Source organism: Streptomyces sp. NPDC020996, assembly GCF_040641355.1.
Taxonomy (GTDB): Bacteria; Actinomycetota; Actinomycetes; order Streptomycetales; family Streptomycetaceae; genus Streptomyces.
In genome coordinates, this window is record NZ_JBFADM010000038.1 from 40227 (window position 1) to 53352 (window position 13126).

Annotated in this window: 13 protein-coding genes; 4 read left to right on the forward strand and 9 right to left on the reverse strand. The window is 68.7% G+C overall.

Features of this window, described 5'->3' with window-relative positions; all coding sequences use genetic code 11:
• Nucleotides 1-101: 101 nt before the first annotated feature.
• Nucleotides 102-1070 carry a thioredoxin-disulfide reductase gene (gene trxB, locus AB0G63_RS24425; protein WP_360753885.1) on the forward strand — a complete coding sequence of 323 codons (969 nt, stop codon included), beginning with the start codon at nucleotides 102-104 and terminating at the stop codon, nucleotides 1068-1070.
• A gap of 41 nt (nucleotides 1071-1111) precedes the next feature.
• Nucleotides 1112-1444 carry a thioredoxin gene (trxA, locus tag AB0G63_RS24430; protein WP_360753887.1) on the forward strand — a complete coding sequence of 111 codons (333 nt, stop codon included), beginning with the start codon at nucleotides 1112-1114 and terminating at the stop codon, nucleotides 1442-1444.
• A gap of 99 nt (nucleotides 1445-1543) precedes the next feature.
• Here trxA and AB0G63_RS24435 read toward each other — a convergent pair whose 3' ends face one another.
• The 9 genes from AB0G63_RS24435 to rpmH form a co-directional block, all read right to left on the reverse strand.
• Entirely contained in the window at nucleotides 1544-2161 is a 618-nt protein-coding gene (locus AB0G63_RS24435) for a GNAT family N-acetyltransferase (protein WP_360753890.1), read from the reverse strand.
• Nucleotides 2162-2485: 324 nt separating this feature from the next.
• Nucleotides 2486-3586: a ParB/RepB/Spo0J family partition protein gene (locus tag AB0G63_RS24440; protein WP_360753892.1), complete on the reverse strand. Its 1101-nt coding sequence runs from the start codon at nucleotides 3584-3586 to the stop codon at nucleotides 2486-2488.
• The gene (locus tag AB0G63_RS24445; RefSeq protein WP_351886359.1) at nucleotides 3583-4656 is read right to left on the reverse strand and encodes a ParA family protein; all 1074 of its coding nucleotides are present in this window, start codon (nucleotides 4654-4656) and stop codon (nucleotides 3583-3585) included. Before AB0G63_RS24445 ends, AB0G63_RS24440 begins: the two co-directional genes overlap by 4 nt.
• Before the next feature lie 301 nt (nucleotides 4657-4957).
• Nucleotides 4958-5674, reverse strand: coding sequence for a 16S rRNA (guanine(527)-N(7))-methyltransferase RsmG (gene rsmG, locus AB0G63_RS24450; protein ID WP_360753894.1), 717 nt, complete (start codon nucleotides 5672-5674; stop codon nucleotides 4958-4960).
• A 117-nt stretch (nucleotides 5675-5791) separates the two neighbouring features.
• Nucleotides 5792-6304 carry a R3H domain-containing nucleic acid-binding protein gene (locus tag AB0G63_RS24455; protein ID WP_360753896.1) on the reverse strand — a complete coding sequence of 171 codons (513 nt, stop codon included), beginning with the start codon at nucleotides 6302-6304 and terminating at the stop codon, nucleotides 5792-5794.
• Between the two features lie 15 nt (nucleotides 6305-6319).
• Nucleotides 6320-7606 carry a membrane protein insertase YidC gene (gene yidC / locus AB0G63_RS24460; RefSeq protein WP_360753898.1) on the reverse strand — a complete coding sequence of 429 codons (1287 nt, stop codon included), beginning with the start codon at nucleotides 7604-7606 and terminating at the stop codon, nucleotides 6320-6322.
• A gap of 3 nt (nucleotides 7607-7609) precedes the next feature.
• On the reverse strand, nucleotides 7610-7987 hold the full coding sequence (gene yidD / locus AB0G63_RS24465; RefSeq protein ID WP_360753901.1) for a membrane protein insertion efficiency factor YidD: 378 nt from the start codon (nucleotides 7985-7987) through the stop codon (nucleotides 7610-7612).
• A complete protein-coding gene (rnpA, locus tag AB0G63_RS24470) occupies nucleotides 7984-8355 on the reverse strand; it encodes a ribonuclease P protein component (protein WP_351886053.1) in 372 nt (123 codons plus the stop codon). The genes yidD and rnpA overlap by 4 nt, the downstream gene beginning before the upstream one ends.
• 21 nt (nucleotides 8356-8376) lie before the next feature.
• A complete protein-coding gene (gene rpmH, locus AB0G63_RS24475) occupies nucleotides 8377-8514 on the reverse strand; it encodes a 50S ribosomal protein L34 (RefSeq protein WP_003956500.1) in 138 nt (45 codons plus the stop codon).
• A gap of 395 nt (nucleotides 8515-8909) precedes the next feature.
• On the opposite strand from rpmH, the gene dnaA reads away from it, so the two are divergent.
• Nucleotides 8910-10817, forward strand: coding sequence for a chromosomal replication initiator protein DnaA (dnaA, locus tag AB0G63_RS24480; protein WP_360753906.1), 1908 nt, complete (start codon nucleotides 8910-8912; stop codon nucleotides 10815-10817).
• Nucleotides 10818-11939: 1122 nt separating this feature from the next.
• Nucleotides 11940-13070, forward strand: coding sequence for a DNA polymerase III subunit beta (gene dnaN / locus AB0G63_RS24485; protein ID WP_351886362.1), 1131 nt, complete (start codon nucleotides 11940-11942; stop codon nucleotides 13068-13070).
• The last annotated feature ends 56 nt before the right edge of the window (nucleotides 13071-13126 follow it).

Sequence of the window (13126 nt, forward strand, 5' to 3'; positions counted from 1 at the left end):
GCGGGAATGCGCGCCCCTTAGGATCCGTTGGGTGGGGTGAGAGCGAGCCAGCGGCTCTCCCACCGGTCCGACGACGCAGTCCAGAGACGAGGAAACAAGCCGTGAGCGACGTCCGTAACGTGATCATCATCGGCTCCGGGCCCGCCGGCTACACGGCGGCGCTCTACACCGCGCGCGCGTCGTTGAAGCCGCTGGTGTTCGAGGGCGCCGTCACCGCCGGCGGCGCCCTGATGAACACCACCGAGGTGGAGAACTTCCCCGGTTTCCGGGACGGCATCATGGGCCCCGAGCTCATGGACAACATGCGCGCCCAGGCCGAGCGCTTCGGTGCCGAGCTCATCCCCGACGACGTCGTCTCCGTCGACCTCACCGGTGAGATCAAGACCGTCACGGACACCTCCGGAACCGTGCACCGGGCGAAGGCCGTCATCGTCACCACCGGCTCGCAGCACCGCAAGCTCGGCCTGCCGAACGAGGACGCCCTCTCCGGACGCGGCGTCTCCTGGTGTGCCACCTGTGACGGGTTCTTCTTCAAGGACCAGGACATCGCCGTGATCGGCGGTGGCGACACCGCGATGGAGGAGGCCACCTTCCTCTCCCGCTTCGCCAAGTCCGTGACGATCGTCCACCGCCGGGACACCCTGCGCGCCTCCAAGGCGATGCAGGAGCGCGCCTTCGCCGACCCGAAGATCAAGTTCGTGTGGGACAGCGAGGTCGCCGAGATCCACGGCGACCCGAAGCTCGCGAGCCTGAAGCTGCGCAACGTCAAGACGGGCGAGCTGTCCGACCTGGCGGTCACCGGCCTGTTCATCGCGATCGGCCACGACCCGCGCACCGAACTCTTCAAGGGCCAGCTCGACCTCGACGAGGAGGGCTACCTCAAGGTCGCCTCCCCCTCGACCCGCACCAACTTGTCCGGTGTCTTCGGCGCCGGCGACGTGGTCGACCACACCTACCGGCAGGCGATCACCGCCGCCGGCACGGGTTGCTCCGCCGCCCTCGACGCCGAGCGTTACCTCGCCGCCCTCGCGGACGAGGAGAAGGCCGAGCCCGAGAAGACCTCTGTCTGACCCCTGTCCGCCCCACGCACCAACCAGTTAAGGAGCCCGCCGTGGCCGGCACCCTGAAGAACGTGACCGACGACTCCTTCGACGAGGACGTCCTCAAGAGCGACAAGCCCGTCCTGGTGGACTTCTGGGCCGCCTGGTGCGGTCCGTGCCGCCAGATCGCGCCGTCCCTCGAGGCGATCGCCGCGGAATACGGCGACAAGATCGAGATCGTCAAGCTCAACATCGACGAGAACCCGGAAACGGCGGCAAAGTACGGCGTCATGTCGATCCCGACGCTGAACGTCTACGAGAACGGCGAGGTCGCCAAGACCATCGTCGGCGCCAAGCCGAAGGCCGCGATCGTCCGCGACCTCGAGGACTTCATCGCCGACTAGTCGGGCGCGCCGCCGAGCGGTCGGCGGCGCATGTTTCACGTGAAACACGAATGGGCCAGCCCGGACGGGCTGGCCCATTCGCATGACAGCGGCCGCGTGTCACAAGGGACGCAGCGCCGGTTCCTTCTGCACGGCTCCCAAGAGCCGGTCCAAGGCCATCTCCACGTCTTCCTTCCAGGAGAGCGTCGTTCGCAGCTCCAGCCGCATCCGTGGATAGGTGGGATGCTGCCTGACCGTCTTGAAGCCCACGGCCAGAAGATGGTCGGCCGGCAGCACGCAGGCCGGTTCCTTCCAGTGGGCGTCGCCGAACGCCTCGATCGCCTTGAAGCCTCGTCGCAGAAGGTCCTTGGCGACCGTCTGCACCATCACGCGTCCCAGGCCCTGCCCCTGATAGCCCGGCATGATGAAGCCGGTCATCAACTGCACCGCATCCGGCGAGACGGGGCTCGTGGGAAACGCCGTGGAGCGGGGGACGTAAGCGGGAGGGGCGTAGAGCACGAAGCCCACCGGCACGTCATCGACGTACACCACCCGGCCGCACGATCCCCAGTCCAGGAGCACGGCTGAGATCCAGGACTCCTTCTCCAGCGCGGCCGTACCTGCTCTTACCGCTGCTTCGCCGCTGACTGGGTCCAACTCCCAGAAGACGCACGAGCGGCAGCGCTGGGGAAGATCCTGAAGGTTGTCCAGCGTGAGCGGTACGAGCCGACGCCCCATGAAGGCTGTTCCTCGCTTCCTTCGCCCGCCCCGTCACGGGCGGCTGTCAAAGCACTCCGTTCCCTGAGCGGACTGCCGGCGAAACCGCCGACCGCGCCCAGGCCCAGCCCCGCGCTGACCGGTCCGGTGCGGCTCATCGTTCGTACGGTCCAGGCATCTCGCAGAGGGACTGCCACGTGGATGCGCCATACCCGAACGCATCGTATCCACGATGCCATTGCGTCAATACCGACCGAAAGCAAAGAGCGGGCCGTGTTCCGGTACACACCGGACACGGCCCGCCCCCTCGGCTGACCGGTCGAGCCCATCGGGCCGACCACCGGCTCAGCCCTCGTTCTCCTCACCGTCGTCCTCGGCGAGACTGGCCTGGAGGGCCAGCTTCTCTCCCGGAGCAAGCGTGCCGAGGATCCTCTCGAGGTCCTCCGGGGAGGCGAACTCGACAGTGATCTTGCCTTTCTTCTGGCCCAGTTCGACCTTCACACGCGTCTCGAAACGGTCCGAGAGCCGCGTCGCCAGGTCGGTCAGCGCCGGAGAGACGCGGGCGCCTGCCCGCGGGCCCTTGGGACGCCGGGCCGCCTGCGGGCGCGACCCCATCAGGGTCACGATCTCCTCGACGGCCCGCACCGACAGCCCCTCGGCCACGACCCGGTAGGCCAGCCGCTCCTGCTCCTCCGGGTCCTCAACGGACAGCAGCGCCCGAGCGTGTCCGGCGGACAGCACGCCGGCTGCCACCCGGTTCTGGACCTTGGGCGACAGCTTCAGCAGACGGAGCGTGTTGGAGACCTGCGGACGGGACCGGCCGATACGGTCCGCCAGCTGGTCGTGCGTGCAGTTGAAGTCCTTCAGCAACTGGTCGTAGGCGGCGGCCTCTTCCAGCGGGTTCAGCTGCGCGCGGTGCAGGTTCTCCAAGAGCGCGTCCAGCAGCAGCTTCTCGTCGTCCGTGGCCCGCACGATCGCCGGGATCGCCTCCAGGCCCGCCTCACGGCAGGCCCGCCAGCGCCGCTCGCCCATGATGAGCTCGTAGCGGCCGGGACCTAGCTGCCGTACGACGACCGGCTGGAGGAGGCCGACCTCCTTGATGGAGGTGACGAGTTCGTGCAGCGCGTCCTCGTCGAAGACCTCACGCGGCTGACGCGGGTTCGGGCTGATGGAGTCGAGGGGGATCTCCGCAAAGTGAGCGCCCACGGGCGGTGCGGGCCGCTCCGTGGTGCCGCCGACCGACGGTTCCTCGGTTTCACGTGAAACAGGCGGCAGCGTGGCCACCTTCGCCGCGGCGACACCGCGGTCGGTCGTCAGCACCGGAACAGCCGCCTGAGAGGGGGAACCGGCACCCCCCACCGCCGCCGGAACCGGCGTCTTCTCCGTCGGGGCAGCAGGGATCAGTGCGCCGAGACCACGGCCCAAACCCCTCCGTCGCTCGCTCACTGAATCCCCTCCACCATGTTCGGATCACTCTGGGCACCGATATGGGCGTGCGTCGCGTCGTAGCTGACACCGACACCCTTCAGCGCGATTTCTCGTGCTGCCTCAAGATAGGACAGGGCACCGCTGGACCCCGGATCGTAGGTCAGCACGGTCTGTCCGTAGCTCGGCGCCTCGGAGATGCGGACCGAGCGCGGGATGCTCGTCCGCAGCACCTCGTCGCCGAAGTGGCTGCGCACCTCCTCCGCGACCTGGGACGCGAGCCGCGTCCGGCCGTCGTACATGGTGAGCAGAATCGTCGATACGTGCAGTGCGGGGTTGAGGTGCCCCCGGACCAGGTCGACGTTACGCAGCAGCTGCCCCAGACCCTCCAGTGCGTAGTACTCGCACTGGATCGGGATGAGGACTTCCTGCCCGGCGACCAGGGCGTTGACCGTCAGCAGGCCGAGCGACGGCGGGCAGTCGATCAGGATGTAGTCCAGCGGCTGCTCATAGGCCTGAATCGCCCGCAGCAGCCGGCTCTCGCGGGCCACCAGCGACACCAGCTCGATCTCCGCACCGGCGAGATCGATCGTGGCGGGAGCGCAGAAGAGACCCTCGACGTCCGGGACGGGCTGGACGACCTCCGCGAGTGGCTTGCTCTCGATGAGGACGTCGTAGATGGACGGGACGTCGGCGTGATGGTCGATCCCAAGCGCCGTGGAGGCGTTGCCCTGCGGGTCGAGGTCGATCACCAGTACACGGGCACCGTGCAGCGCCAGGGAGGCGGCAAGGTTGACGGTCGTCGTGGTCTTGCCCACGCCGCCCTTCTGATTGGCGACCACCATGACTCGGGTCTGCTCAGGCCGCGGCAGGCCCTCGCCGGCGCGGCCCAGAGCCTCCACCGCCAGTTGGGCAGCACGACCGATCGGAGTGTCGTCCATCGGAGGCGGCGTTTCACGTGAAACATCCTCCCCCCTCGACTCGCTACGGGGACCGGGGACCGGATCGGTCATCGGTCCCGCGATGTTGGCGTCGGACCGCAAGGATTCACTCTCCTCGACTTCAGGCTCGCAATGAACAGAGCCTCCCATGCCTTCGGGGTCACGAACCAGTGAGGCCTTGTCTTCTGTGGAGAAATCCACCTCTGTGGACAACTCCGTGCCCCCCGGGGAGGACGCTGCGTCGTGGGAAACCGGTGCCTCGTCGAGTGAACCCAGAGGCTTTCGGTCGCGGGGTTCGGCCGCGGCGCGACCGCGGCTGATGATGCCGTGGAGCAGTGAGCGACGTTTCACGTGAAACACGATGCACAGCGGCTCGGGTCCCATCCGGGCGACACTCCGACACACACGGGTGGCGCAGCTTGTGTGGAGTACGGCGGAACGTCAGGAACGCTCAGCGACGCCGGCGCGCACGTCCGGTCCGCGCCGCCTTCGCGCGCTTCGCCGCGAAGCGCACGCCGCCGGGGCTCTCCCCGACCTCCACCCGGACCACCGTGGACATCGGATTCACGATGCCTTCGCCGACATGCAGGATGGACGTCTCCACCGCACCCAGCTTGCTCAGCGCCGCGGCAGCCGCCTTCAGCTCTTCCTCGGCGGTGTCGCCCTTGAGCGCGAGCATCTCCCCGTAGGGACGCAGCAGCGGAATGCCCCAGGTGGCCAGACGGTCCAGCGGGGCGACCGCTCGTGCCGTCACCACATGGACCGGCGTCAGCTTCCCCATGACCTCCTCGGCGCGCCCCCGCATCACCGTGACATGGTCCAGGCCCAGCAGCTCCACCACCTCGGTGAGGAAGTTCGTCCGCCGCAGCAGAGGTTCCAACAGGGTGATCTTCAGATCCTCCCGGACCAGCGCCAGGGGGATGCCGGGCAGACCGGCGCCCGAGCCGACATCGCACACGGTGACACCCTCGGGAACCACCTCCGAGAGCACCGCGCAGTTCAGCAGGTGCCGCTCCCAGAGCCGGGGCACCTCACGCGGACCGATCAGACCACGCTGCACACCCGTCTCGGCGAGCAGCTCCGCGTACCGGACCGCATCCGCGAACCGATCGCCGAACACTTCGCGCGCCTGCTCGGGCGCAGGGGGAAGCTCCGCTGCCTCCGTCACGGGGACCGTCCTTCCGTACCGCATCGGCGCACCGGGCGCCGACCACCAGAACTATCAGGCTGACAAAGACCGGCCCCGCCTGCGCTACAGACGGGGCCGGAGGAACGTGGGGACCGATCAGGCGGGAAGCACGACGACGAAGCGCTGCGGCTCCTCGCCCTCGGACTCGCTGCGCAGGCCCGCGGCCTTGACCGCGTCGTGCACGACCTTGCGCTCGAACGGCGTCATCGGCTTCAGCTTCACCGGCTCGCCGGTGCTCCTGACCTCGGCGGCGGCCTTCGCCCCCAGCTCGGACAGCTCGGCGCGCTTCTTGGCCCGGTAGCCCGCGATGTCCAGCATCAGCCGGCTGCGGTCCCCGGTCTCCCGGTGCACCGCCAGGCGCGTGAGCTCCTGGAGGGCCTCCAGCACCTCACCGTCACGGCCGACGAGCTTCTGCAGATCGCGGCTGCCGGTGTCGCTGATGATCGAGACAGCGGCGCGGTCGGCCTCGACATCCATGTCGATGTCGCCGTCGAGATCGGCGATGTCCAGCAGACCCTCGAGGTAGTCCGCCGCGATCTCGCCCTCCTGCTCCAGGCGGGTCAGGGTGTCTGCACCCTCGGCAGCGGCGGAGGTGGTGCCTTCCGTCACGGGATGGACTCCTTCTTACTTCTTGGACGGGGACTTGGGCCGCTGCGGGCCCTTGCGCTGTCCGGACTGGGCCTTGCTGCGGGTACCGCTGCCGGGCTTTGCGGCGCCCTTCTCGGCAGCGGCGGGCTTGGCGTCCTCGGGCTCCTCGGACTTGCTCAGCGACGTCTTCGGCTCGGACTCGCCAGCTGCCTTGACAGCGCCGGACTGGCGCTGGGCCTTCGTCTGACGCTTGGGCTGCTGGCGCTTCACGGCGGCGGCACCGCCGCCCGTCGTCGGCGTACCGCCGTCCTGCACCTCTACGGCGACGGCGCCCTCGCTCTTGACCACGGTGCCGTCGGCCTGCGCCGCCAGACCCGCCTTGCTCAGGCCGTTGATGAACTTGCGCTCGAACTCGTTGCGGTCCCGGCCCTTGGCCACGATCGCCTTGACGATGGTGCGCTCGCTGCGCCGGCGGACCTTGCCGTGGTGCGTGACGTGCTTGGTCAGGCGCTCCAGGTAGGCGGCCTGGGCCTTCGAACCCGGGGTCGGGTTGTTGTGGATCACGTACATCTGCTGGCCCATGGTCCACACGTTGGTGGTCAGCCAGTAGACGAGAACACCGACCGGGAAGTTGATGCCGAAGACGGCGAACATGACCGGGAAGACGTACATCAGCATCTTCTGCTGCTGCATGAACGGCGTCTTCACCGTGGTGTCGACGTTCTTCGTCATCAGCTGGCGCTGCGTGTAGAACTGCGACGCCGACATCATCACGATCATGATCGCGGTGACCACGCGGACATCGGCCAGCGAGGCGCCGAGCTGGGCGACCTTCTCGGCGCTGTCCGTGAACTTCGCGGCCAGCGGGGCACCGAAGATGTGCGCCTTACGGGCGCTGGCGAGCAGCGGCTCGTTGATGACGCCGATCGTCTTGCCCGTCGCGATGCCGTTGAGCACGTGGTACAGGGCGAAGAAGAACGGGGACTGCGCGAGGATGGGAAGGCACGAGGAGAGCGGGTTGGTACCCGTCTCCTTGTACAGCTTCATCATCTCTTCGGACTGGCGCTGCTTGTCGTTCTTGTAGCGCTCCTGGATCTTCTTCATCTCGGGCTGGAGCGTCTGCATCGCCCGAGTCGCCTTGATCTGCTTCACGAAGAGCGGGATCAGGCAGATGCGGATCAGGATCACCAGAGACACGATCGACAGGCCCCAGGCCCACCCGGTGTCGGCGCCGAAGATCGCGCCGTACACCTTGTGGAACTGGACGATGACCCAGGAGACAGGTGTCGTGATGAAGCTGAAGAGGCTGGCAATCGTGTCCACTAATCATGCTCCTTGGGCATGGGACGAAGTCTCTGCGGCCGGGCTCGAAGAGGAACGCACTTCGCTGCTCGAAGACAGATTCTCCACGGTGGCCGTTTCGGCGGCGGAGGACCCGCCCCTGCGTGCACGCCAGGCGTCACGCAGCATCTCGTGCCACCGCGGGCGCTTACGCGGCGGAACATGGTCCACACCGCCCAGCGACCACGGATTGCACCGCAGGATGCGCCAGGCGGTGAGCGCCGTGCCCTTGATCGCGCCGTGCCGGTCGATGGCCGTGTACCCGTAGTGCGAGCACGACGGGTAGTACTTGCACACCGGTCCGAGCAACGGACTGATGGTCCACTGGTACAGCTTGATCAGAGCCAGCAGCGGGTACTTCATCGCGCGCCCCCTCCCAGCAGCCGCTCCACGGCGGCATCCAGGTCTCGGGCCAGCTGTGCATGGTCGGCGTCGCCCGCACCGGGCAGCGCTCGTACGACTACCAGGCTACCGGGGGGAAACAGGGCGACTCGGTCACGCATCAGATGACGCAGTCTGCGCTTCACCTTGTTGCGCACGACCGCGCCGCCCACGGCCTTGCTCACGACGAAACCCGCACGTGTCGGGGGAGCGTTCTCCCCCGGCACGTGCGGGTCCGTGGCACCGCTACGAAGGTGGACGACGAGGGTCGGGCGGCCAGCCCGGCGTCCTCGCCGTACCGCGGTCGCGAAGTCCTCGCGCCGCCTCAGCCGGTTCTCGGTGGGCAGCACGACGTCATGACCTGACCGGGATCAGGCGGACAGACGGGCGCGACCCTTGCTGCGGCGGGACGCGAGAATCGCGCGGCCGGCACGGGTGCGCATACGCAGCCGGAAGCCGTGGGTCTTCGCGCGACGACGGTTGTTCGGCTGGAAGGTGCGCTTGCTCACTCGGGGGCTCCAGAAGTAAATCGCGGTGGTGGCGTGGTGCCGTCCTGGCTGTCACCGTGCGCCCACGAGTAGCTCGCAGTGACGCCCGAGTGCACCGCTTACCGATCACCCAAAGCGATCTGTGCCCATCGGAGGCAGGCGGCAGCAGCCATCGACAACTCGACCTGGTTACGGTACGCGCGGCTGCGCCATCCGGTCAAACCAGAGCCCACCGAGGCACACTGTCCACAGCCTGGGGACAACAACTTGAACCGCACCCGCCGCCCTGACTACCGTGGCTGAACTCCGATTCGTTCCCTTGTCCCCTCTGATCCGGCTGATCCGGCTCCACCCCCGTTGAATCCCGACCCGTCCCACGACCACACGTTCGTGGGACCCGTGAGAGAGCGTGCCCTGTGGCTGACGTACCTGCCGATCTTGCCGCAGTGTGGCCACGAGTACTGGAGCAGCTCCTCGGGGAGGGCCGCGGGCAGGGCGTCGAGACCAAGGACGAGCACTGGATCCGCCGCTGCCAGCCCCTGGCGCTGGTCGCGGACACCGCCCTGCTCGCCGTACCGAACGAATTCGCGAAGGGCGTACTCGAGGGCCGCCTCGCCCCCGTCGTCAGCGAGACCCTGAGCCGCGAGTGCGGCCGCCCCATCCGCATCGCCATCACCGTCGACGACTCCGCGGGCGAGCCCCCCGCCCCGCCCGCGCGCCCCCAGCCGCGCTACGAGGAACCCGAGCTCCCCGCCACGCAGTACGAGGGCTACGGCCGCCACCGCGCCGACGACCATCGCGCCGGCCGCCCCGACCAGCACCACGGCACCTCCGGCGACCGGCTGCCCACGGCCCGGCCCGCCTATCCGGGCGAGTACCAGCGCCCCGAACCCGGCAGCTGGCCCCGCCCCGCCCAGGACGAGTACGGCTGGCAGCAGCAGCGCCTCGGCTTCCCCGACCGCGACCCCTATGCCTCCCCCTCGCAGGACACGTACGCGTCATCGCCGCAGGACTCCTACGGCCGCCCGCCCCAGGACTACCGCCCGCAGTCCATGGAGCGCCCCGCCTACGACGGCCAGCGCCCGGACTACGACCAGGCGCGGCCCGACTACGACCAGCGCGACGCCCGCCGGGACCGGCCCGAGTCGCCGTCCGCCGGCGGACCGGCGCACCGCGGCGGCCCGGCAGGTCCCGCCGGCTCCGGCGGGCCGGCCAACGGCTTGCCCGGCTCGCCCGGCTCCTCCGGCCCGCTCGCCTCGCAGCCCGCGCCGGCCACCGGCTCCGGCGAGCCGACCGCCCGCCTGAACCCCAAGTACCTCTTCGACACCTTCGTCATCGGCGCATCCAACCGCTTCGCGCACGCGGCCGCGGTCGCCGTCGCCGAGGCACCCGCGAAGGCGTACAACCCCCTCTTCATCTACGGCGAGTCCGGGCTGGGCAAGACCCACCTGCTGCACGCCATCGGGCACTACGCGCGCAGCCTCTACCCCGGCACGCGCGTGCGGTACGTGAGCTCGGAGGAGTTCACCAACGAGTTCATCAACTCCATCCGCGACGGCAAGGGCGACAGCTTCCGCAAGCGCTACCGCGAGATGGACATCCTGCTCGTCGACGACATCCAGTTCCTCGCGGACAAGGAGTCGACGCAGGAGGAGTTCTTCCACACCTTCAACACCCTCCACAACGCCAACAAGCAGATCGTGCTGTCCAGCGACCGGCCGCCCAAGCAGCTGGTCACGCTGGAGGACCGGCTGCGGAACCGCTTCGAGTGGGGTCTGATCACCGACGTCCAGCCGCCCGAGCTGGAGACGCGCATCGCGATCCTGCGCAAGAAGGCGGTCCAGGAGCAGCTCAACGCCCCGCCGGAGGTGCTGGAGTTCATCGCCTCGCGGATCTCCCGCAACATCCGCGAGCTGGAGGGCGCGCTGATCCGGGTGACGGCGTTCGCTTCGCTCAACCGGCAGCCGGTCGACCTCGGCCTGACCGAGATCGTCCTCAAGGACCTCATCCCCGGCGGCGAGGACTCGGCGCCCGAGATCACCTCGACGGCCATCATGAGCGCGACCGCGGACTACTTCGGCCTCACCGTCGAGGACCTGTGCGGCACCTCGCGCGGGCGCGCGCTGGTGACGGCCCGCCAGATCGCCATGTACCTGTGCCGCGAGCTGACGGACCTGTCGCTGCCGAAGATCGGCGCGCTGTTCGGCGGCCGCGACCACACGACGGTGATGCACGCCGACCGCAAGATCCGCAATCTGATGGCGGAGCGGCGCTCCATCTACAACCAGGTCACCGAGCTGACCAACCGCATCAAGAACGGCTGACGCGGCCGGCCGTACGGCCGCCGAGGGCGCCCAGGACCGAGGTTCCTGGGCGCCCTTCGCCGTTCCCCCGGGGGTCCGGGGAGCGTGCACGACCGGCCGGTCCGGGGAGCGTGCACGACCGACCGGTCCGGGGAGCGTGCACGACCGACCGGTCCGGGGAGCGTGCACGACCGACCGGTCCGGGGAGCGTGCATGGCGGGCCGGTCCGGGGGAGTGTCCGGCCGTCCGGGGAGCGTGCCCAGCCGGTCCGAGGGGAGTGTTGTCCGACCGTCCGAGGGGTGTGTTCGGCCGGTTCAGGAGCGGAGTGCCCGCCGGTCCGGGGCCGCACGTGTGACCACCCGCTGTTCGATTACCTGCCGGGTTACGGCCTCCCTCCACAGATCGGCCGACTTTCTGCCGTCCACATCCTGGGGACTGCGAAGTTGTCCAGATTGTTTCCACAGGGGCACCTGCCGGTGGATCATCGAAGCAGCTCAGGTGGCTGTGGATCCGTGGACGAAGGATCTCCACAGGCTGTGGACGGAGCGGTGCTCCACAACCTGTGCACAGAGTTGTCCACCGGCAACCCACAGGCCCGGACCGGTTGTCCCCAGCGCGGGACGAGTTCTCCACATGCCTGTCCACTGTTCGGCAACCCGGGACGCCCCGTCACCGGGCGGAGTGAAAGGCGTCACATGAAGGTGCCGGATTCGGCTGTGGGCAACGTGGGTAAAACTGGGGACGGTGCTGGGGAGAACTGCCCCCGGCCTGTGCATGGGATGTGCAGAACTTTCCGTTCTCCACAGAGACGGCCGGTTGTCCACCGGTGTCGCCCACAGGGCCCGTGGACAAAATCTCCGGTCTGAGCTGGGCAGACGGGGTTATCCACCGTTTCCACAGGCCCTACTACTACTCCCGACCATAGAGAGCCGGGAATTCGTTTCGAAGCGGGTCCTGTGCACAACTCGCCGTCCGGCCACCGGCTGCCCCTCGTCACGACTTGACCCCGAGCGGCACCTACTGTCAGTGCCGTGCGTCAGACTGTTCCCGGTGTCCTTGCCCTCACCGGGGCCCGGCCACACCGAGACAGACCACGAAGCCAGGCAGGCCGAGAAGCGCCGGCAACAGCAGGAGGCGGCAACAGTGAAGATCCGGGTGGAACGCGACGTACTCGCGGAGGCAGTGGCCTGGGCGGCCCGCAGCCTCCCGGCCCGTCCGCCGGCGCCTGTCCTCGCCGGCCTTCTGCTGAAGGCCGAGGACGGTCAGCTCAGCCTCTCCAGCTTCGACTACGAGGTCTCCGCACGCGTGAGCGTGGAGACGGAGGTCGAGGAGGAGGGCACGGTCCTCGTCTCCGGCCGCCTGCTCGCGGACATCTGCCGCGCGCTGCCGAACCGGCCGGTGGAGATCTCCACAGACGGTGTACGGGCGACGGTGGTCTGCGGGTCCTCGCGGTTCACCCTGCACACACTGCCTGTGGAGGAGTACCCGGCGCTGCCGCAGATGCCGAACGCGACGGGCACCGTCCCCGGTGAGGTCTTCGCCTCCGCGGCCGCGCAGGTCGCCATCGCCGCCGGCCGCGACGACACGCTGCCCGTGCTCACCGGTGTGCGCATCGAGATCGAGGGCGACACCGTCACCCTGGCCTCCACCGACCGCTACCGCTTCGCGGTCCGTGAGTTCCTGTGGAAGCCGGAGAACCCGGACGCCTCCGCGGTGGCCCTGGTGCCCGCCAAGACGCTCCTGGACACCGCCAAGGCGCTCACGAGCGGCGACAGCGTGACGCTGGCGCTGTCCGGCTCGGGCGCGGGCGAGGGCCTGATCGGTTTCGAGGGCGCCGGACGGCGGACGACGACGCGTCTGCTGGAGGGCGACCTGCCGAAGTACCGGACGCTGTTCCCGACGGAGTTCAACAGCATCGCCGTCATCGAGACCGCCCCGTTCGTCGAGGCCGTCAAGCGTGTGGCCCTGGTCGCCGAGCGCAACACCCCGGTGCGGCTCAGCTTCGAGCAGGGTGTGCTGATCCTGGAGGCGGGCTCCAGCGACGACGCACAGGCTGTGGAACGCGTGGACGCGCACCTGGAGGGCGACGACATCTCCATCGCCTTCAACCCGACGTTCCTGCTGGACGGCCTGAGCGCCATCGACTCGCCGGTGGCCCAGCTGTCGTTCACCACGTCGACCAAGCCGGCGCTGCTGAGCGGCAAGCCGGCGGTGGACGCGGAGGCGGACGAGGCCTACAAGTACCTGATCATGCCGGTGCGCCTCAGCGGCTGACCGCGTCCTTGCGTCCTTCGGGAAATCCGCAGGTCGGGGCGTACGTTTGAGCGCGT

Coding starts and splice junctions, on each gene's coding strand:
- AB0G63_RS24435 (WP_360753890.1), bottom strand. CDS start 2,161: ATGGGGCGTCGGCTCGTACCGCTCACGCTGGACAACCTTCAGGATCTT.
- AB0G63_RS24445 (WP_351886359.1), bottom strand. CDS start 4,656: ATGGGAGGCTCTGTTCATTGCGAGCCTGAAGTCGAGGAGAGTGAATCC.
- yidD (WP_360753901.1), bottom strand. CDS start 7,987: ATGAAGTACCCGCTGCTGGCTCTGATCAAGCTGTACCAGTGGACCATC.